Origin of the sequence: Bacillus sp. S71 (genome assembly GCF_016625265.1) — a bacterium.
GTDB lineage: Bacteria > Bacillota > Bacilli > Bacillales > Bacillaceae_G > Bacillus_A > Bacillus_A cereus.
The window spans coordinates 57,749-82,305 of record NZ_JACVUW010000004.1; the positions used below are offsets into that span (position 1 = coordinate 57,749).

Consider the following 24,557-nt stretch of genomic DNA (forward strand, 5'->3'; position numbering starts at 1 on the left):
AATGGGAGACGTTATTGATATATATGGTTTATCACCTTTGCAAAAAGGAATACTGTTTCATACTTTATACGATCAAGATGATGAACATTCTTTTTCCTATATTGTACAAGTAGGTTTCTTGCTCGGGGGGCAATTGGATGTTGCTACTTTTGAAAAAGCTTGGGAATATGTTATTCAACGACATGAGGTTCTGCGCTCAGTATTTGTTTGGGAAGAAGTAGAAAAACCTCTACAAGCAGTTTACGAACGTCTTCCTTTTACTATTCATCAAGAGGATTGGAGTACCTATTCGCATGAGGAGAAGGAGAAGAAATTACAACAGTTTTTGACTGCAGATCGTAGGAAAGGATTTTTATTGGATGAAGCACCATTGATGAGAGTCACTGCGATTAAAGAAGCAAAAGAGGAAACGAGAATTATCTGGACACATCATCATATTTTGCTAGATGGATGGAGTGTGTCATTGGTCTTTAGTGAAGTGATGGAAGTTTATCTCAAGATGATAAAGGGAGAATTGTTGAATCTTCCTAAATCTCTTCCTTATAAAAAATATATTCAATGGATAAATAAACAAGATCAAAGTCAAGCAGAGGAATTTTGGAAAGAAGAATTAAAAGGGTTCTATGCACCCACTCCATTAGCAATGGAAAGAAAGGATCAAGGACAAGAGAAGGGTTATGGAGAGTTTGCTTATCAAGTATCTGAGGAACTTACTGAGAGTTTACAAAAGTGGGTACGAAATAGTCGATTAACGTTGAATACGTTAGTACAAGGTGCATGGGCTTATTTGCTGAGTAGGTATAGCGGTGACAGTGACGTCGTATTTGGCGTAACTAGCGCTGGACGTCCTACTGATTTAATAGGAGCAGAGAATATGGTGGGGCTATTTATTAACACATTACCTACCAGAATTCGATTAACGGATAATGCATCAGTAGTAGATTGGCTTCGTAAAATACAAATGAAAGAAATGGAACGAAGACAGTATGAGTATAATTCGTTGATAGATATTCAAGGCTGGAGTGAGGTTCCGCGAAATTGCTCCTTATTTCATACCTTGTATGTGTTTGAAAATTATCCAATTCAAGGTGAGAGAAATGATGATTTAAGATTACTAGATGTTAAAAGCACGGAACAAACAAATTATCCTTTAACACTCATTGTAATGCCCGGTAAGAAAATTACTTTAAAGTTGATGTATGATCGAAGCTATTTTAATGAAGAAACAATAAATCTGATTCAGAATCACTTATTGCAAATATTAATTCAGATGACGAAGAGCCTAGATTCAAAACTATTTGAAATTACTCATTTAACAGAAGAAGAACAAATACAGTTACTAGAGGAATGGAATCATACTCAAGTTAATTATTCGGCTGAAGGCATGATTCATACGATGTTTGAGGAGCAAGTAAAAAAAACACCGGAAGCAATCGCGGCTAGTTACGAAAATGAACAAATTACCTATAAAGAGTTGGAGAAGCGTGCAAATCAGTTAGCTCATTATTTACAAAAGCATGGTGTAGGCCCAGAGTCTCTAGTTGGGGTATATATGGAACGTTCATTACAAATGATGATAGCGTTATTAGGTATTCTAAAATCAGGAGCAGCGTATGTTCCACTTGACCCTACTTATCCAGAGAGTCGACTTCGATATATATTAGAGGATGCTGGAATCGAAGTACTAGTGACGGAAGAAGATTCTAAAAATTTGTTTGTGTCTGAAAATATAGAAACGATTTGTATGAATAAAGATTACACTGCAATTGAAAAAGAAGAAACAACCCCATGTATAAGTGGTGTAACAGGAGAAAATTTAGCGTATGTTATGTATACTTCAGGATCTACAGGGAATCCAAAGGGAGTAATGATTGAGCATCATTCAGTAATTAATTATCTAGAATGGATGCAACATAAATATCCGCTTTCTGAAAAAGATGTGGTCTTGCAGAAAACGCCATTCTCATTTGATGTCTCTGTTTGGGAATTGTTTTGGGGCATTCATGTTGGTGCAAGTGTATCTTTCCTACCTCCAGGTGGAGAAAAAGATCCTTCTATTATAGCTGAAGTGATTAAACAACATCAGGTTACTATAGTTCAATTTGTACCTTCGATGTTATCTGTTTTCTTAGATTACTTCAATCATATTGAATTGAACATGAATTGTTCGTCCGTACGCCATGTATTTTCTGGTGGAGAAGAACTAAGTTCAGGGTTAGTTAGACGTTTTCAACAGAAATGGGATTATAGTGGACAAGTGAAATTAACCAACTTTTATGGGCCAACTGAAGCCACTATTTATGTCAATGCATTTGATATTCAGCCTAATCAAGAATTTGTTTCTATTGGGCAGCCAATACAGAACACGCAATTATATGTATTAGACCAAAATCAACGCTTGCAATCAATAGGAATTGAGGGTGAGTTATATATTGGTGGTGCTGGTTTAGCACGTGGATACTTAAATCGTCCGAATCTTACTGCTGAAAAATTCGTTTCGCACCCATTTCGATTGGGGGAACGACTATATCGAACAGGAGATTCAGTAAGATATCTAACTGATGGAAATATAGAATTTATAGGTAGAATGGATCATCAAGTCAAAATGCGTGGTTTTAGGATTGAATTAGGTGAAATTGAAGCCACTTTAGAAAAATGTTCGTTTATTAAAGAGGCTGTCGTATTAGTTAGAGAAGATCGTCCAGATGATCAACGATTGGTTGCATATGTAATAAGCGATGGAAATACCCAAGAGTGGAGAGAGTATTTACAAAACCAATTACCGAATCATATGATTCCAGCGCACTTTATAGAGTTAGAACATTTCCCGCTTACTCCAAATGGGAAAATTGACCGAAAGGCCTTGCCAGCACCTGATGAGCAAGCTATTGAAGATTTAAATGCGCTACCTCGGACGCCATCGGAAGAGCTTATTGCCTCGGTTTGGAGTCAAGTGTTAGGAACAGAAAATATTGGTATTCAAGATTCCTTCTTTGAACGTGGTGGGCACTCACTACTTGCTACTCAAATCGTCTCTAGATTGCAAGAACTGTTCCAAATTAAAATTCCATTACGTGAACTTTTCAAGCACGATACAGTGGAAGCATTGGCGAAACGAGTAGATCAGTTACGAAAAGAAGATAAAAAACGAGAGGTTGCTCCTCTTGTACCTATGAAACGAGAAGAAGTTATCCCACTTTCCTATGCGCAGAAACGTCTATGGTTTATTGATCAATTAATGCCAAATAGTGCTATGTACAATATTCATGCAGCGTGTCGCTTAACAGGTAAATGGTCAATTGAAGCATTGGAGGTCGGATGGAATCAATTGTTGGAGCGTCATGAATCATTAAGGACGACAATTCTAGAACAAGAGGGTGAACCTTTTCAACAGGTTCAATCTCATGTGTTCAGACATATTCCTCAAACGAATCTAACAGATCTTTCTTTGGAAGATAGGGAAAGAGAAATGAAACGCCTTATTCAAAACGAGGCGGAGGAACCATTTCATTTTGGACAAGATCCTCTGATTCGAACACGAATATTGAAAGTGGACAGGGAAGAATGGGTTCTCATTTGTACGATGCATCATATTATTTCAGATGGATGGTCAATGGGAATCTTACTTGAAGAATGGATGGCTTTTTATGAAGGAGCACTAACCGGAAAACCAGTGGAATTGAAGGAGTTATCTATCCAATATGCAGATTTTGTCATGTGGCAGAAGGAATGGCAAAAAGAGGAGAATTTGAATCAGCATCTTCAATATTGGAAGGAAGAATTATCTGGGGAACTACCGGTTTTACAATTACCGATGGATCGTCCTCGACCTGCAGTTCAAACCTATCGTGGTGCAAGTCAGTCCTTAATAGTGGCGAATTCCCTACAGGAAAAGCTCAAAGATTTAAGTTTGCAAGAAGGATGCACTTTATTTATGACATTGATGGCAGCGTATCAAAGCTTCCTTTCTCGTTATACAGGACAGGACGACATTATAGTTGGAAGCCCAATCGCTAATCGAAATGTGAAAGAGATTGAGGGGTTAATAGGATTCTTTGCAAACACGTTGGTTTATCGAGCTGATTTCAGTGGGAATCCGACGTTCCAAGAACTATTGTCGCAGGTAAGAAAAAAAGCGCTAAAAGCATACGAGTATCAGGACATCCCATTTGAGAAAGTGGTAGAATTCGTAAAACCTGAACGGAATACAAGTCATTCACCAATATTCCAAACTATGTTTACTTTACAGAATACGAAACAAGAATTTCTTCAGCTATCTAAAAGACAAATGGAACTCATGGAAAGCCATGCTTCTGTTGCCAAATTTGATTTGAGTTTATTTGCTTCTGAGACGGAAGAAGGATTATCACTAACCTTTGAATATAATACTGATTTGTTTAATGATACAACCATTGAACGTATGGCAAGTCATTTTAAACATTGGTTAAATCAAATTGTCTCTCATCCAAAATGTGTACTATCAGAACTGAATATGTTATCGAAAGTAGAATATAAGCAACTACTAGAGGAATGGAATAAATCGCGTGTTATAGATATGGAAGAAAGTACGATTCATACAATGTTTGAAGAACAGGTGAAAAAAACACCAGAAGCAATTGCAGTAGTGTGCGAAGATGAAGAACTAACATATCGAGAGTTGGACGAACGCTCGAATCAGTTGGCACATTATTTACAAAAAAATGGTGTAACATGCGAATCATTGGTTGGGATTTGCGTTACACGTTCATCCGAGATGATTGTCGGTCTCTTAGGAATTATGAAGGCGGGAGGAGCATATGTCCCAATTGATCCAGCGTATCCAGAAAGTCGACTGCAGTACATTTTAGAAGATGCTCAAATAAAGGTACTGGTGACACAGGAAAAGTTACGACAAAAAATGGTTATACCTAAATTCGTTGACGTGATTTGTATTGATTGTAATCGAGCAGAAATAGAACAAGAAGTAACTACGGTATGTATGAGTGAAGTGACGGGCGATAACTTAGCCTATATTATCTATACTTCAGGTTCCACTGGAAATCCAAAGGGAGTAATGATTGAGCACAGGAATACAGTAACAATGATTCATTGGGCGCATCACACGTATTCCCGAAAGGAATTAGCGGGAGTGTTAGCTTCAACTTCGCTATCTTTTGATTTATCCGTTTTTGAAGTATTTGTTCCCTTAACGATGGGTGGTAAGGTGATTGTCACTGAAAATGCTCTACATCTAGAGAAGTTGTCTACCAAAGGTGTGACTTTGGTTAATACTGTGCCATCGGCAGCGAAGGAACTGGTTCGAGCAAAAACAATCCCTTCTTCGGTAAAGGTGATGAATTTGGCTGGTGAACCATTGCCATATTGGCTAGTTCAAGATTTATACGAGAGAGGTACGATTGAAAAGGTGTACAACCTATATGGACCGTCCGAAGATACTACGTATTCCACGTATATGGAATTAGAAAAGGGTGTCATGCATAGAGTGCCACCAATTGGTAAACCAATATTCAATACAGAAGTATATGTACTGAGTGCCGAACAAAAAATGGTTCCAATTGGTGTAGTTGGTGAGCTATACATTGGTGGATCAGGGTTAGCACGTGGATATTTAAACCGCCCTGACTTAACGCGAAATCGTTTTATACCGCATCCGTTTAAAGAAGGAGAGCGAGTATACCGGACTGGAGATCTAGTAAGGTATTTACCAGATGGAAATTTGGAGTATGTTGGACGAATCGATCATCAAGTGAAAATTCGTGGGTTCCGGATTGAACTAGGAGAAATTGAAGCGACATTACAAAGGCATACACTAGTTAACGAAGTTATTGTGATGGTGCGGGAAGATTATCCTGGCGATCCGCGTTTGATCGCCTATGTTGTAGGAGACGGGGATGCTCAAAAGTGGCGTAATTATCTCAAGGATCAACTACCAAATTATATGATTCCAGCCTATTTTGTTGGATTAAATGCATTTCCACTCACTCCTAATGGGAAAATTGATAGGAAGGCCTTACCAGCGCCAGAGAGACAGGAGATAGCAAGTGGTTATATTGCTCCTCGTACGTCTACGGAAAAAACAATCGTTTCGATATGGCATGAAGTTTTAGGTATGGAAAACATCGGAATTCAAGATTCGTTTTTTGAAATTGGTGGCCATTCACTACTCGCTACGCAAGCTGTTTCCAATCTTAAAGAGGCTTTTGAAATCGAGATACCATTGCATGATTTATTTATGTTTCATACGGTGCAGCAATTGGCAGAACAGATTGATCAATTGCTCTATAACAAAAATCAAGAAATGCAGAATGATAGTAAGGAGAGTGTAAGTCTTCAAGACTATATTCAAAAAGAAGCAGCAGTCAGTAATGATGAAGAATTACTAGAACTGCTTAAGCAATTAGAAGAGCTATCAGAGGAAGAAGCACATGGGATATTCGAGAGTAATTTGATTGAGGAAGGGGTAAAAAAATGAGAAGTGATTTACTTGCAAAGCTGAGTTCACTTTCTCCTGAGAAGAGAGCATGGCTTCAGAAGCAAATGCAAAAAAAGGAGAATAAAGAAGCACTCCCGTTGTCTTATGCGCAACAACGTTTGTGGTTTATGGACAGATTTAACCCAAACAGTTCTTTATATAATATTCCAACAGTATGGCATCTAAAAGGAAATTGGATACCTGAAGCATTAGAGAAGGGATTCAATCGATTCATTGAACGTCATGAATCATTACGAACTGTTTTTAAAGAAGTAGGAGAACAGCCTGTGCAACAAATTCTCGAATTTCTTCCTAGAGCATTACCTGTAAGGGATTACTCTCAACTTCCTCTAAAAGTAAAAGAAAAAGAGGTAGATAGTTTAATTGCGAGAGAAGCGCAAGAACCATTTGATTTAATGAATGGTCCTTTAATTCGTAATCAGCTTGTTCAATTAGAGAAGGATGAATGGTTATTACTGTGTACGATGCATCATATTATTTCTGATGCTTGGTCCATTGATATATTCATGAATGAATTACTTGCTTTCTATGAAGAAGAAATGGGTGGAAATCCTGCTAAATTAAGTTCATTATCCATTCAATATGCAGACTTTGCGAAGTGGCAAAAGGAGTGGTTGCAAGGTGATGTGCTAAATCGTCAGCTTACGTATTGGCAGGAAGAATTGTCTGGGGAGCTTCCTATCTTACAACTGCCAGTGGATCGACCTCGGCCGGTTAAGCAGACGTACTCTGGGGCTACGCATCATGTGATTTTTCCTTATAAATTGCTCAGTCAATTGAAGGATATAAGTCGACAAGAAGGATCTACTTTATTTATGACTTTAATGGCCGCATACCAGAGCTTTCTTGCTCGTTATACGGGACAAAAAGATATTCTAGTTGGTAGCCCGATTGCAAATCGGAACCATAAGGGAGTAGAAGGATTAATTGGTTTCTTTGTTAATACGTTGGTTTATCGATCAGATTTGAGTGGCACCCCTACTTTTCGGGAGATTTTGAACCAAACAAAGAAAAAGGCGTTAAAAGCATACGAATATCAAGATATCCCATTTGAAAAAGTGGTAGAAGCTGTGCAACCTGAACGAAGCATGAGTCATTCCCCTATATTTCAGACCATGTTTACGCTACAGAATATAAAACAAGAACGACTAGATTTGCCTGATAGAAGTATTGAAATGGTAGAAAGTAATATGTCTATTGCTAAATTTGATTTGAGCTTAACTGCCTATGAAGTGGAAGAAGGTCTATTCGTCTCATTTGAATACAACACGGATTTATTTGATAGTAGTACCATTGCGCGTATGGCAGTACATTTTGAGAACTGGCTAAATGAAATCACGTATCATCCAGATGAATCATATACAAAGCTGTCAATGTTATCGGATACTGAGCAAAAACAACTCCTAGAAGAATGGAATGATACGGACGTAGTTTATAGTCATGATTGTATGATTCATGAGCTATTTGAGCAACAAGTTGCACGGACACCTGATGCAGTGGCGGTAGTTTATGAGGGTGGAAAGCTAACGTATCAAGAACTGAATGAAAAATCGAATCAATTGGCACATTTTCTACAAAAACGAGGTATCGGACCTGAATCATTGGTTGGTATATGTATTGAACGTTCTCCTGATATGATTATTGGTCTCTTTGGGATTTTGAAGGCAGGTGGGGCTTATGTCCCACTGGACCCAAGTTATCCCGAAAACCGCCTAAGATATATTTTGGAGAATTCACAAATTCAAGTGCTGTTAACAAAAGAAACACTACAGGACTGGTTACCTAAAGATATTCAAGCAATTTGTTTAGACCGGGATCAAGTGATGATTTCTAAAGAGAGTAATTTAGCTCCGGTAAGTGGAGTAACAGCAAATAACTTAGCCTATATCATATACACTTCGGGTTCGACAGGAAATCCAAAGGGGGTAATGATTGAACATCATTCCGTTATCAATCGCCTACAGTGGATGCAGAAAAAATATCCATTGTCCGAGGAGGATACAATCCTACAAAAGACACCGTTTTCGTTCGATGTTTCTGTCTGGGAATTATTTTGGTGGTCATTTGTAGGAGCACGTGTTTGTTTACTTCCACCAGGAGGAGAGAAAGATCCTGCGGTGATTGAGGAGTATATTGAACGATACCGTGTATCCACCATGCACTTTGTTCCGTCGATGTTATCTACTTTCTTAGATTATATGGAACTATATAATTCGAAAAGGGATGTCTCGTCTTTAATTCAAGTTTTTACTAGTGGAGAAGCGTTAAACACTGAGCAGGTTCGCCGGTTTAAGGGGATCTTTTACAATGCTCAGCAAACAAAGTTAATTAACTTGTATGGTCCTACTGAAGCAACTGTGGATGTGACTTATTACGATTGTGATTTAGAAAAAGAACCAATGCTTATTCCGATTGGTCGTCCGATTAATAATACAGAGTTGTATGTGTTAGATCAATATCAACAAGTGGTCCCGATTGGTGTGGCAGGGGAACTTTACCTTGGAGGAGTAGGATTAGCACGTGGCTACTTCAATCGACCGGATTTAACTACTGAACGTTTTATTCCGCATCCCTTTAAGGACGGGGAACGATTATATCGAACGGGTGACTTGGTGAGATATATGAATGATCGTAACTTGGAATATATTGGAAGAATAGATAATCAAGTTAAAATTAGAGGATTCCGAATTGAATTGGGAGAAATTGAAGCAGCTTTACATGATCACTCATCTGTAAAAGAGGCAGTCGTGTTGGTGAAGGAAGATCGACCAGGAGATAAGCAGTTAATAGCTTATGTAGTGGGTGAAGGCGATACTGGGGAGTGGCGTGAATATCTCAAGAAGCAACTGCCACATTATATGGTTCCGGCATACTTTTTCAAAATTGAAGGTATGCCACTCACTCCAAATGGTAAGGTGAATCGGAAAGCCTTACTGGAATTAGAAGAACAGTTCATAAGTGAAGATATTATTTCATCACGAACACCAGTGGAGGAGCTTATCGTTTCCGTTTGGAGCCAAGTGTTAGGAATAAAAAATATTAATGTTCAGGATTCCTTTTTTGAAATCGGTGGTCATTCACTACTAGCTACTCAAGTAGTTTCACGTTTACAGGGAATTTTTCAAATCGAATTACCAGTACGTGAACTATTTGAATATACAACGGTGGAGTCACTGGCAAAGCGACTAGATCAGTTACGTAAAGGAGATAAAAAACGAGAGATTCCGCCGCTAATACCAATGAAGCGAGGAGAAGCTATCCCACTATCTTATGCCCAACAACGCTTATGGTTCATTGATCAATTTACACCTAATAGTGCCCTTTACAATATGCCAATGGTATGCCGCCTTACAGGGAATTGGCTACTTGAAGCATTGGAAACGGGATGGAATCAACTAATAGAACGTCATGAATCACTGCGGACGGTCTTTCACGAAGTGAACGGTCAACCCGTACAGCAAATTGAACCGTATGCTTTTCAATCAATTCCGAAAACGGATTTAACTATGCTTTCTTCTGAAGATCAAGAAGAAGAAGTTAAACGTTTAATTCAACAAGAAACAGAAGTGCCATTTGATTTAACAGAAGGTCCATTAATCAGGACAAGTATTTTGCATGTGGGAGAGGAAGAATGGATACTCCTTTGTACTCTACATCATATCATTTCAGATGGATGGTCAATGGGAATCCTACTTGAAGAATGGATGGTATTTTATGAGAAAGCAATGGATGGAAAGGTAGCGGAACTTGAACCATTACCGGTTCAATATGCTGACTTTGCTCAGTGGCAAAAAGGATGGCTAAAGGAGGAGGTGCTTGATCAACAACTCCAATATTGGAGGGAAGAATTGTCTGGGGAGCTTCCTGTACTCCAACTTCCTATGGATCGCCCGCGTCCCGCAATACAAACTCATCACGGGTCGACATACACTCTGGTTCTGCAAGGCACGCTACATGATAAATTGAATGAACTTAGTCGAAAAGAAGGGGCTACACTCTTCATGACGCTTTTAGCTGCATATCAAAGTTTTCTATCTCGTTATACGGGACAAGAAGATATCCTGGTCGGAAGCCCAATTGCGAATCGGAATTATAGAGAAATTGAAGGACTAATTGGTTTCTTCGTTAACACGCTGGTTTATCGAGCTAATTTAAGTGGTAGACCGACATTTCAAGATGTACTATATCAGGTTCGTCAAAAGGCATTGAAGGCGTATGAATATCAAGATATTCCATTTGAAAAAATTGTAGAAGTTGTGCAACCGGAACGAAGTACAAGTCATTCGCCAATCTTCCAGACTATGTTCATCTTGCAAAATATGAAACAAGAGTTTCCGATGTTATCTAGTAGAAGTATTGAAATGATAGAAAGCCATAGTCCAATTGCAAAGTTTGATTTAAGTGTAATGGCAACTGAGACGGAAGAGGGATTACTTTTTACTTTTGAGTACAATAAGGATTTATTCAATGCTACTACTATTGAACGGATGGCAGGACACTTTGAGAAATGGCTACATGAAGTTTCTCATCGCCCACAAAATCCGTTGCATGACCTGAGCATGCTATCAGAACCCGAACGTACTTTGTTATTAGAAACATGGAATGACACTGTAATGGAAATGTCTCATCAGGGTCTTATTTGCGACAGGTTTGAGGAGCAAGTAGCAAGGCGTCCGGATGCGATTGCGGTAGTTGATCAAACAAAACAGTGGACTTATGGTGAACTGGATACACAAGCAAATCAGTTGGCAAATGTTTTACGGCGAAAGGGAGTAGCCCCAGAGTCAGTGGTAGGAGTTTATCTTCCGAGGTCAGCTGAGCTAATGGCAAGTTTACTAGGCATTTTAAAAGCTGGTGGAGCTTATGTTGTTTTAGATCCGTTATATCCAAAATCAAGGTTAGAATACATGATTGAAGATGCAGGAATTCAATTTGTAGTGACGGCGGAAGGACAAGAAGGACATTTCGCACACGTCGAAATGGTGAGGTTAGAAGAACTAACAGTGGAAAGCGTAATCGCACCTACACGTCAAATAAATCCAGAGAACTTAGCCTATATTGTTTATACCTCTGGTTCTACAGGAAAACCGAAGGGTGTCATGGTTGAAAATCGCTCATTAATGAATATGGTTTCTTGGCATCAAGAAGTTTATCATATTTCAGCAGAGGATCGTGCGACTCAGATTGCAGGGGTTGCTTTTGATTCGGCTGTCCAGGAGATTTGGCCGTATCTAACTGCTGGCGCAGCACTCTACTTGTCAACAGAGGAACTGAGAATTAATCCAGAAGCGCTAAGGGACTGGCTCATCGATTCACAAATAACAGTTAGTTTTGCACCTACGCCTATTCTGGAAAGACTATTGAAATTATCTTGGCCAGATAAAACGGAGCTTCGTTTTATCATTACTGGTGGGGATCAATTAACGCAGTATCCATCTAACGATATTCCTTTTGCGGTAATTAATCAGTATGGTCCATCGGAAAATACCGTTGTTACCACAGATTGTTACGTACCTGTAGGAGTGACAACAGGTACGCCATCGATTGGTCGACCGATTGCGAATACAGAAGTTTATGTGTTAGATTCTCATCTTCAGCTAGTACCAATTGGTGTAATTGGAGATCTCTATATTGGAGGGAAGAGCCTTGCACGTGGATATGCTAATCGTCCGGATCTTACAAAGGAAAAATTTATTCCACATCCTTTCAAGTCAGGAGAACGTCTCTATTATACAGGAGACAAAGCAAGTTATCTTTCTGATGGTAATCTCCAGTTCCATGGACGTATAGATGACCAAGTGAAAATTCGTGGTTTCCGGATTGAATTGGGAGAAATAGAAGCTGTTTTGCAGGCGCATTCTTCTGTGAAAGAAGCTGTTGTATTGGCGCGAGAGGATAATCAAGGTGATAAGAGATTAGTAGCTTATGTAGTTGGTGAAGGAAGTGTCCATGAATGGCGAGAACATCTACAAACACATTTACCTAATTACATGGTTCCAACAAACTTTATTGAGATGGAATTTTTACCACTTACACCGAATGGAAAGCTTGATTTGAAGGCATTGCCTATACTTAGTGAACAATCCGCTGAAAATACTGTATACCCAAGAACTCCGCTGGAAGAACTTATTGCTTCAGTATGGAGTCAAGTGCTAGGAATAAGAGACATTGATGTTCAGGATTCTTTCTTTGAGCTCGGTGGTCACTCTCTACTTGCTACACAAGTGGTCTCACGCTTACAGGAAGTCTTTCAAATCAAATTGCCAGTACGTGAACTGTTCGAATATTCAACGGTCGAGGCATTATCGAAACGAATAGATCAGTTACGTAAGGGGAGCGAAAAACGAGAAATTCCACCATTGATGCCGATGGAACGAGGGGGAAATATTCCACTGTCTTATGCCCAACAGCGCTTATGGTTTATTGATCAATTTGCACCTAATAGTGCACTTTATAATATGCCAATGGCATGCCGTCTTACAGGGAATTGGTTACCTGAGGCATTGGAGTTGGGATGGAATCAGTTGATAGAGCGTCATGAATCTTTGCGGACTGTATTTTATGAAGAGGATGGCCATCCTATGCAGCGGATTCAACCGTCCGTTTTCCGTCCGCTTCTGCAAATGGACTTAACTAAGCTTTCATTAGAGGAGCGAGAAAGAAAGTTGGAGCAATGGATTCAAACTGAAGTCGAATCTCCATTTGATTTAGAAAAAGGGCCATTGTTCCGTGGGAAACTCATAAGAATTTCAGAAGAAGAATGGGTTCTTCTATGTAATATGCATCATATTATCTCAGATGGATGGTCGATGGAAATCTTGCTTCAAGAATGGATGGCATTTTATGAGAATGCGATTGGTGAAAAACAAGCAGAGCTGGAACCACTACCAGTTCAATATGCCGATTTTGCTCAGTGGCAAAGAGAATGGTTGAAAGATGAAGTACTATATCAACAACTTGCGTATTGGCAGGAAGAATTATCCGGTGAGTTACCAGTCTTAATGTTGCCAATGGATCGTCCGCGTCCGCCAGTGCAAACCCACCATGGATTAACTCATAATGTTTTGTTATCGCGCTCATTACTGGATAAATTAAACGAACTAAGTCGTCAAGAAGGGGCCACACTTTTCATGACCTTATTGGCATCGTATCAAAGTTTCCTTGCTCGTTATACGGGACAAACGGATATTATTGTTGGCAGCCCAATTGCAAATCGAAATTATCGAGAAATTGAAGGGCTGATTGGTTTCTTTGTCAATACATTGGTTTATCGAGCTGATTTAAGTAATGCACCGGCATTTCAAGAGTTGTTGTCTCAAGTGAGGATAAAAGCATTGAAGGCGTATGAGTATCAAGATGTTCCGTTTGAGAAAATTGTAGAGGTTATCCAACCTGAACGAAATACAAGCCATTCTCCGATTTTCCAAACCATGTTTACTTTGCAAAATACGGGACAGAAGCTACCAGAACTACATGGAAGAAATATAGAAGTAATGGAAAGTAATGCTCCTATCGCTAAGTTTGATTTAAGTTTAACTGCTGCAGAAGTGGAAGAGGGTTTATTACTTACTTTTGTTTATAGAACTGATTTATTTGACAGCTTAACTATTGAATCCATGGCTGAACATTTTGGGAACTGGTTGAATGTAATCGTGGAGAATCCTGATAAATCATTAGCTAAGTTGCCTATATTGTCAGGATTACAGCAAAAACAGTTGGAGGAGTGGAATAATGATGCTGTAGCATATCCACAGGAAAGTACGATTCATCAGCTGTTTAAAGAGCAAGTAAATCGTACACCTGATGCGGTAGCAGTGGTAGATGAAAAACAGAAGTTAACGTATCGAGAGCTGAATGAAAAAGCTAATCAATTGGCCCACTATCTTCAGCAATGCGGGATTGGGAATGAATCATTGGTTGGACTTTGCTTTGAGCGTTCAGTTGAGATGATTGTTAGTATTATGGGGATTTGGAAGGCTGGAGCAGCCTATGTTCCATTAGACCCATCATATCCAGAGAGTCGTCTACGATATATTTTGGAGGACACTGGAATTCAAGTATTAGTTACGAACGAGTCATTGGAAGACTGGATACCTAAAGAAATCAAGATAGTTTGTCTAGATAGGGATCAAGCAATGATTTCACAAGAAAGCATTCTTTCACCAAAATGTGAAGTAACAGGAGAAAACTTAGCGTATGTTATCTATACTTCAGGATCAACGGGGAATCCAAAGGGTGTCTTGATACAGCATCATTCTGTACTAAACTTGTCGCATGGTTTACAAAAAGAGGTTTTCGAACATGAGATACCATCTAACATGCATGTCGGTTTAAATGCGTCAATTGCCTTTGATGCATCTATCCAGCAATTACAAATGCTGCTTTATGGTTCAAGTTTGTATATTATTCCGAATGAAGTACGAAGTGATCCGGAGCAGTTTGTAGCTTATATTAGGGAGAACAAGTTAGAAATCTTTGATATAACACCTTCATTGCTTCAATTACTTATAGATGCCGGATTGTTAGAAACGTGCGATGGCGTTCATGTTCCAAGTAAGGTACTGGTTGGTGGTGAAGCAATTATGCCGTCATTATGGGAACAGCTAGTAGAGACTGATAAAATACAGTTTTATAATGTATATGGTCCTACAGAATGTACGGTTGATGCAACATGCTATCATATCAAAAAAGATAGTAAGAGAGTAACAATTGGGCGTCCATTGCCTAACGTCCAAACTTATGTATTAGATAGTAATAGGTTGCCAGTTCCAGTTGGTGTGATGGGGGAACTTTATATCGGAGGAGTAGGTCTAGCAAAGGGGTACTTGAATCGTCCAGAGTTAACATCCGAACGATTTATTTCTCATCCATTCAAAGAAGGCGAGAGGTTATATAGAACAGGCGATCTTGTGAGATATCTTCCTGATGGTAATATAGACTACTTAGGAAGAATGGATAATCAAGTGAAGATTAGAGGATTTCGAATCGAACTTGGGGAGATTGAGTCGACTTTACAAGAGCATGACTTGGTAAAAGAGGTAGTTGTAATAGTTAGGGAAAATCAGTCGGGAGATAAGAGGTTAGTAGCTTATGTAGTGGGCGAAGGTAGTGTAGAAGAATGGCGAGAGTATCTTAAAACAAAACTGCCAATCCATATGATACCTTCCTACTTTGTCGAAATGAAAGAATTACCGCTAACCATAAATGGAAAGGTTGATCGGAAATCGTTACCTATACCAGATTATCAAGGAATACAAGAAGGCTACGCGGCCCCAAGAAATGAACGTGAACATAAGCTTTCTATCATTTGGGAACGTGTGCTAGGTTCAAAACGTATTGGTATTTATGATAACTTTTTTGAAATTGGTGGAGATTCAATTCTTAGCATTCAGATTGTCTCTCGCGCAAAGCAAGCTGGTTTACAGTTGACACCAAAACAACTATTTGAACACCAAACGATTGCTGAGTTAGCGCAAGTAGTCAAAGAAGAACAAGGTGTACAAGCTGAACAAGGAATTATAACTGGAGAGACGATACTTACACCTATTCAGCAAAGGTTTTTTGCACAAAATCATCCTAATCCACATCATTGGAATCAATCCATGTTCTTTAGAACGAAAGAAAAATTGGACATAGGATCACTGGAAAAGGCAGCGCGTAACCTTCTACTTCATCATGATGCCCTGCGTTTAAGATATGAACGTTTACCTAATGGGACTTGGGAACAGTGGAATGAAGGAATTGAAGAACAATTGATGCTGACTGTCATTTCATTAGACGAAGTGTCGGAAGCGGATTGGCATGAAGTTATTCAAAAAGAGATTAATGTTGCACAAGAAAGATTGAATTTACATGATGGTCCTTTAATGAGAATGGTGTATTTTGATGAAGGTGAGGAGACTGGTCGATTATTTTGGACAATTCATCACTTAGCCGTGGATGGTGTTTCTTGGCGAATTTTATTGGAAGATTTGCAAACAGCATATACGCAAGCGGTCCAAGGGCAAAAAATTCAATTACCTATGAAGAGTACATCTTTTAAAGAATGGTCGGAGAAATTACAACATTACGCTCAAACTGGAATATCAAAAGAAGTGCTACATTACTGGGAGCAGCAGGTTGAACAAGACGTAGTTATACTGCCAGTAGATGGTACTATAAGTAATCCAGTAAGCGCAGTAACTGAGGAAATTACTGTGGTGTTAAACGAGAATGAGACCCGTATGTTATTGCAAGAGACTTTAAGCACTCACCGTGTCCAAATCAATGAAGTATTATTAGCAGCATTGGTACAAGCTACAGCAGCATGTACGGGGCAGCCGATATTAAGCGTAGATTTAGAGGGACATGGTCGAGAAGAGATTATTGAAGATGTTGATTTATCGAGAACCGTGGGATGGTTTACAAGTATTTACCCAGTTCATTTAAATATTACTAATGCTAATACGCCAATTGCAGCATTAAAAGCAGTTAAAGAACAAGTTCGCAAAATTCCTAATAAGGGTGTTGATTATGGGGTGTTGCGTTACATGAACACAACAATGTGTGAGCCATTAAGCTCCCAATATACACCGTCTATTAGTTTTAACTATCTTGGACAATTTGACCAAATGTTTTCTAGCGATGCAATGTTTATTCCAGAGAACGAATTTAAGCGTTTAGATCATGCTGCCGGTTCCAAGCGATCGCATGTAATTGATGTAATTGGGGTTGTAACAGATGGAAAACTTCAGTTCACTTGGGTATACAATGTTGGACAATTTGCCAAATCAACGATTCAAAGTATTGCACAGAATATGCTATATCAACTGAGTAGATTGATTCAATCTTCAGATAGAGAATCTGCACTGACCATTTCGGATTTTGCAATGGCTAATCTTAGCCAAGAAGGTTTGACAAATGTACTAAAAAAAATGCATCGTGGAAAGAACAATCAGATTACTGATTTATATCCACTATCACCTTTGCAAGAAGGTATGATTTTCCACACATTGCATGATCAAGGGGATGAACATGTTGCACCGTATATAGTGCAATTGAGTTTTATGATTCAAGGGGAAATGGATATTCCTACATTTGAGCAGGCGTGGAAATCTGTAATTCAGCGGCATGAAATTTTTCGTACAGCATTTGTATGGGATGAAATTGAAGAACCAATACAAGTGGTGTATGAAAATATCCCATTTAAAGTGAACAAAGAAGACTGGCGTACAATGACAAGTGAAGAGATAGAGGAAAAAAGAAAAGTCTTTTTGGAATTAGATCGAAAACAAGCCTTCCAATTTGATGAAGCACCATTGATGCGGGTAACAGTCATTCAAGAAGGTGAGGAAGAATATCGGATTGTTTGGACACATCACCATATTTTACTGGATGGGTGGAGTTTACCATTAGTCTTTAATGAATTACTTACAGTCTATCAGAAGAGCATGAATGGAGAAGCTGTGAAGTTACCTAAGTCCTCATCATATAAGAAATATATCCAATGGCTCAGAGAACAAGATAAGGAGCAGGCGGAACAATTCTGGAGAGAGAAGCTAAAAGGTTTTACTGCACCAACTTTACTGGGCTTAGAAAGTAAAGAGGAAGAAAAAGGTTACACAGAGAAGGTTACGTATTTATCAGAAGAGCAGACTCAAGCGTTACAAGGATGGGCGAAACGAAATAAACTTACTTTGAGTACAGTAATTCAAGGTGCATGGGCATATCTCATGAGCCAATATAGTGGAGAAAATGACATTGTCTTTGGTGTAACAAGCTCAGGGCGTTCTACGGAGATTATTGGTGTTGAAAACATCGTAGGTCCTTTCATTACAACGTCACCGACGCGAATTCAATTGATTGATGATATAAAAGTAATAGATTGGTTGCAGAAGTTACAAGAAGAAGAGTTAGAAAGAAGACAATATGAGTATGCTTCTTTGACAGAGATTCAGGGGTGGAGTGAGGTTCCTAGAGGTACACCGCTGTTCAATTGTTTATATGTGTTTGAAAATTATCCAGTGAAAGAAGAATCTTCAGAAAATCTGGAAATTGGTGAATTGAAAGGGGAAGAACAAACCCACTACCCATTAGGATTGGCTGTAGTTCCAGGAATCCAGTTATCGTTAAAGTTAATGTATGACCGTAGTAAGTTTAATAGATTAACCATTGAACGAATGCTGGGTCATTTACACAAAGTGTTAATGCAAATGCTCAAAAACATTGATCAAAATCTATCGGAGCTAGTATATATTACGGAGGCTGAACAAAGAAAGCTATTGGAAGAATGGAATAATAATGCTATATCCTATCCACGTGAGAATGTAATTCATCAACTATTCGAAGAGCAAGTAAATCGTACACCTGACGCGGTGGCAGTGGTAGATGAAAAACAGCAACTAACGTATCGAGAGCTGAATGAAAGAGCTAATCAATTAGCCCATCATTTACAGAAATGTGGAATTGGGACAGAGTCATTAGTTGGCCTCTGCTTTGATCGATCAGTTGAGATGATTGTTGGTCTCATGGGAATTTGGAAGGCTGGAGCAGCCTATGTTCCATTGGATCCATCGAATCCAGAAAGCCGCCTGCAATATATTTTACAAGACACGGGAATTAAAGTGTTAGTTACAAATGAGGTATTACTAGGATGGATACCTAAAGACATCAAGACAGTTTGCCTAGATAGGGACCAAGTAATGCTTTCTCAAGAAAGCAAACTTTCACCAATATGTGAGGTAACAGGGGAAAACTTAGCGTATGTTATCTATACTTCTGGTTCGACAGGGAATCCAAAGGGGGCTTTAGTACAGCACCATTCTGTAATAAACCTATCCTATGGTTTACAAAAAGAAGTTTTCTCACATGACATACCTAGTAATATGCGCGTCGGTTTGAATGCGTCAATTGCCTTTGATGTATCTATTCAGCAATTACAAATGTTGCTTTATGGTTCAAGTTTATATATTATCCCAAGTGAAGTTCGCACTAATCCGGAACAATTTGTGTCCTATATTAGGGAGAATAAATTGGAAATGTTTGATATGACACCTTCATTACTTCAATTACTTATAGATGGAGGATTGCTAGAAATAAGTGCTGATGTTCATGTACCAAGTAAGATATTAGTCGGTGGTGAAGCAATCATGCCGTCATTATGGGAACAGCTAGTAGAGACCGAAAAAATTGATTTTTATAACGTATACGGTCCTACAGAATGTACGGTTGATGCAACGTGTTATCATATCAAAAAAGATAGTAAGAGAGTAACAATTGGACGTCCGTTGCCGAACGTTCAAACTTATGTATTGGATAAAAATTTGTTATCTGTTCCAGTTGGTGTAACAGGTGAGCTATATATTGGGGGTGCAGGTATAGCGAGAGGATACTTGAATCGCCCAGAATTAACAGCAGAGCGATTTATCCGTCATCCATTTAATGAAGAAGAACGTTTATATCGTACGGGAGATTTGGTTCGTTATTTACCTGATGGTAATTTAGATTACTTGAGAAGAATTGATAATCAAGTTAAAATTAGGGGCTTTCGTATTGAACTTGAAGAGATTGAAGCGAGTATAGAGAGGCATCCATTGGTAAAAGAAGCAGTAGTTTTGGTAACAGAGGATAAATTAGGAGAGCAGAGATTGGTTGCTTATGTAGTTGGAGATGGTAGTATGCATGAGTGGCGTGAATATCTCAAGACACAAGTACCAAATTATATGGTTCCCGCTCACTTTATTAAGGTAGACGAGATTCCTCTTACAACAAATGGCAAAGTTGATCGAAAGGCATTGAACAATTTAACTATTCATAGAGAAAATAACTTCTCTACACCAATCATTCCAAGGGATGAAATTGAATATCAGTTGATTGAAATCTGGCAGGATGTGTTACAGATAGAAGATGTCTATGTAAATGATGATTTCTTTAATAGAGGAGGACACTCTCTCCTTGTAATTAAATTAGTTTCAAAAATTAAGGAGAAGTTTGGAAAAGAGATTAAGGTGTCTACATTGATTAAGAATCCAACAGTGGAAGGAATCGCATGCCTTATTCGTGATAAGCATGATATGACGAAATCAGTAGTAGCGCTAGTTCCACTACAAGAATCAGAGAAAAGACCTTTCTTCTGCGTTCATCCGTTTATGGGGAATGTATTCTGTTACATTCAACTAGCAAGATTGCTTAAGAACCATTGTTCATTTTATGGTTTACAGAATCCTCTTATAGAAAAGAAAGAAATTGACGAGTTAACTTTGCCGGAAGTAATTCAACTTTACATCGAAGAAATAAAACGTGTTCAGCCAGAAGGTCCATATCGTCTTGGAGGATGGTCTTTAGGCGGTGCAATTGCTTATAAAATCGCAACTGTACTAAAGAATCAAGGTGAGGAAGTTGAGTTGTTGATACTAATGGATACTAAAGTACCTTCAGAGCAGGACTATAAAACAAGAGAAGAAATGCTCTCATATATATATGAGCATTTCATTCCTAGAGATTTTACTGAGCAGGAAGAAGGCCTCATCCATAAACAAGATATGCTTGTGGAGCGATTAATTATGGAGGGAGTACTCCCGCCTGATGCAGATCTTATGAATTTGAAGCAAGTTATCAATGCTCATAGGAAATGCCTGAACTTAATGGCAGAGCATGATTTAATACCATACTCTGGAGAAGTTCTCTACTTTAGTGCTGAGGAAGGAAAAGAGTTGTTTACAGATTGGGGACCTTTATTAAAAGGTAGAGTAAATAGGTATTCAGTCCCTGGATCACATGAGGAAATAGTAGATTCACCTGCAGTTGAAAAAATAGCTATGTATCTACTAAATGAATTTGAAGGAATAAAAGAGAAGTCCATTTTATTAACGGAAAAGTAGAGAGTATAAAAGATGCAAAGCAATGAACGAAAAGGGGAGACCAATACCTGCATATCAAGTGTAGGGAATAATGAATATATTAAGAGCATTACTTTTTAAGGGGATAATGTAAAAAGTAATTGGTAGAGACATAGAAATCTTTGTAATAGAAGCGAATGCCTGATGATATTACTGAGGGAAGGTGCATATTTTCATTGATATGTAAATATGCACCTTTTCTATTGTATATGCAATTTAATAAAGTTAATTTGAGTTTCTGTAACGTTCATATATGAAGCCATTCTTTAAAAAAGGACGTGATTTATCATACAAATTCACGCTGTGAAAATACCAAAGAATATTGAAAGTCATTTGTTTAAGAAACTTAGTAACTTGGTTTCAAATGGGAAGAAAGAGCGAATGAAGCGATTATTAAATTCATGCGACATTAATAGGACCCTGATAGGGGATTTACTAATCCGATCTCTAATCTGCCAAAAGTATAAAATTAATAATGAAGAAATTAGATTTATATATAATGAGTATGGAAAACCTTTTGTTGAAAACTTTTCTGACTTTCATTTTAATGTGTCTCATTCAGGAGAATGGGTGGTTTGTACTACTGCTAATTTTAATGTGGGTATTGATATAGAAAAAGTTTCAGAAATAGAGGCTTTTAAATTAGCAAAAGATTTTTTTTCAGCGGAAGAATTTTATGATATATCTAATATGAATTCTGATGAACAAATTAATTATTTTTATGATTTATGGACATTAAAAGAAAGCTATATAAAAACGATTGGAAAAGGGCTTTATACCCCATTAAATTCATTCTCTATAAAAAAAGAATCACGAACTTCAATTTCATACAAGCATATACCTAAAAACTTTTACTTTAAACAATATAACATTGATCCAAATTATAAGTTATCTGCTTGTGCAACAAGAGATGAATTTCCGCAAGAGATAATAATTAAAGACATTTATACAATTTGCCAAACTATATACAAATTTGAAAGTAAGGAGAAAATCAATGCAGAAGACTAAACTTTTTTGCTTTCCACATGCTGGGGGATCTGCGTTTAACTACGCAAAATGGAAAAATTACTTTAATCCATATATTGAAGTAGTCCCGATAGAATTAGCTGGCAGAGGATATAGAATTGAAGAAAGCTTGTACCAAGGTATGGAAGAGGCCGTAAATGATGCCTACACTAGTATAGTTAAGCAAATAGATGCTTCGCCGTACATTCTATTCGGGCATAGCATGGGGAGTTTGATTGCCTATGAAGTAGCCAGGAAAATACAGGATTCTAATAACGAATTACCTGAATTTCTTGTTTTGTCCGGTAGAAACCATCCAAATAGTAAAATAAAAAATATCCGATATAATCTTCCCAATGAACAATTTAAAAGAGAAGTTATTGCAATGGGAGGTACACCATCTGGGGTACTTCAATCAGAAGAATTAATGGAGATTTTTCTCCCTATTTTAAGAGCAGATTTTAAGATTGTCGAGACATACATTCATGATAATAATATACAACCATGTGATATTGATTTTCTTATATTTAATGGGAAAAATGATGAATTTACTACATATGATCAAGTAATAAAATGGAAGCAATATACAAGTAAAACGTGTACTTTTCATTCTTTTGAAGGTAGTCATTTCTTTCTAAATGAAAATATTGAAGAAATAGCAAAGAGTATTATAGGAAAGTTAAATTCTAAAAGATTATCAACTAGTTTTTAGAGGTTTTTTTTCATCATCAGACAGTCGTTGGATAACTGGTGAGTTAATTGATGCAATTTGTGGATCTTGCTTATAATGCTAATTGTAAGTATTATGTACTTTAAAACCAAAACTTTCTCAATTTAATGTTGAGAAAGTTTTGGTTTTTATTATTCTAGTAGTAATCACTTTTTAAAGTTATAGAAATTTAAAAATAAAGTATTGTATACTCTAAGAAAATAATCCGTATATATATACGGATTATTTTTCCTTTAATTTACAAAAATAAATTTTTGGAATTGAAAAAAACCTCTCAAATTCCCTTGTAATAACCTTTTTTAGTTGTGTTAATGACATAGGTATCGAAAGATAATTAATTCAATAAGAACGATGTATGAGCCCTTAAAAGAGTTTTGGTGTTATTCGCAATTTTAATTCCATAATACTTAAGCCGATATAATAAAATGTTTTATGTCTAAATCGATATAAAGGAATAGTTTTTAAGTGATATTTCTTTTTTATAGAATAAGCAAAACCTGATATTGTAGTAATTATTGTTTTGAGGTCAATTTACTGTGCACCTTGGTTATTGAAGTTTTTTGTTGATTAACAACTATTGTATTTGGAAATTAATAATAAGTTTATCTCGCTGTTTGCTGGGCAGTAAGACCCCCACCTCAAAATTCAGCGGAAGCAAAGAAGTTAGGTGGGGGATCAACTGTCCGTAAAAGCCCGATTGGTGTGGGCTAATAATCAGTGGGGATGAACAAAACCCCCACTGATTAAAGTTTCACTTTATGTGATGAGGTAATAAAACTATCTAATTTGCTATTTTTAGTATTTGTAAAGTCTATATATTTTCCTCTTTTGTGGAAAGTAAAACTAATGTTGCGACCAGTAATATAGTGTCATTTTTTTGAATATTCCATTCGTTTTTTTATGTTTAGTTGAGTACTTGAATTTCCTCCACCTTGTACTTTTCAAAGCATAGTGCTTCAAAAATAACCGTATCGCTTTCATCTGTTTCCAATTTCACAACTTTTTTATTATCTTTTTTTAAAATTTGGAGCAAAATAGTTTTTCAGTTTCATATTTAAATTAGCAGTATTTATTTTTTTGAATTCAATTTGTATAAGTGATTGAATTGGAACTTTGACTGTTGTTTCTTGCGGTGGTACAGTATCTCCTGTTACTTTCGCTGTATTTTAAATCTTTTTCCAGCTTGGTCCTCGCATTGACTACCACTGTATTTTGTAGTACTTCACTGTTTTCTCAAGTTCAATAATTATATCTTGTAGAATTAAGAAAAGAACTTAACTTATTTCATTTACTTATCTACTCTGATGTTTAGATGCTAACTACAATTAAATAATATATGATTTTTATAAAAAAGATATAGTAATATTTTGTTGTGAATTGTACTAATTTGATATTTTATAGTATTATTTGTCGTGAATTATATCTAACAGAATATATTTTATGGATCTATAAA

General features: G+C 37.5%; 5 protein-coding genes and 1 pseudogene. 5 read left to right on the top strand and 1 reads right to left on the bottom strand.

Features of this window, described 5'->3' with window-relative positions; all coding sequences use genetic code 11:
- The first annotated feature begins 1 nt into the window (after position 1).
- The 5 genes and pseudogenes from IBT51_RS10610 to IBT51_RS27310 form a co-directional block, all read left to right on the top strand.
- Positions 2 to 6,472: a non-ribosomal peptide synthetase gene (locus IBT51_RS10610; protein WP_200458354.1), complete on the top strand. Its 6,471-nt coding sequence runs from the start codon at positions 2 to 4 to the stop codon at positions 6,470 to 6,472.
- On the top strand, positions 6,469 to 21,351 hold the full coding sequence (locus IBT51_RS10615) for a non-ribosomal peptide synthetase (protein WP_200458353.1): 14,883 nt from the start codon (positions 6,469 to 6,471) through the stop codon (positions 21,349 to 21,351). Before IBT51_RS10610 ends, IBT51_RS10615 begins: the two co-directional genes overlap by 4 nt.
- A gap of 321 nt (positions 21,352 to 21,672) precedes the next feature.
- Positions 21,673 to 22,377 (top strand): 4'-phosphopantetheinyl transferase family protein, encoded by a 705-nt coding sequence (locus IBT51_RS10620; RefSeq protein ID WP_481748732.1) that lies wholly within the window; start codon positions 21,673 to 21,675, stop codon positions 22,375 to 22,377.
- Positions 22,364 to 23,086: a thioesterase II family protein gene (locus tag IBT51_RS10625; RefSeq protein WP_023521954.1), complete on the top strand. Its 723-nt coding sequence runs from the start codon at positions 22,364 to 22,366 to the stop codon at positions 23,084 to 23,086. The genes IBT51_RS10620 and IBT51_RS10625 overlap by 14 nt, the downstream gene beginning before the upstream one ends.
- A 1-nt stretch (position 23,087) precedes the next feature.
- Positions 23,088 to 23,162: pseudogene (locus IBT51_RS27310) on the top strand (short-chain dehydrogenase); the annotation flags it as partial.
- 846 nt (positions 23,163 to 24,008) lie between these two features.
- On the opposite strand, the gene IBT51_RS10630 reads toward IBT51_RS27310, so the two are convergent.
- Positions 24,009 to 24,137, bottom strand: coding sequence for a peptidase (locus IBT51_RS10630; protein ID WP_088022120.1), 129 nt, complete (start codon positions 24,135 to 24,137; stop codon positions 24,009 to 24,011).
- Positions 24,138 to 24,557: the final 420 nt, after the last annotated feature.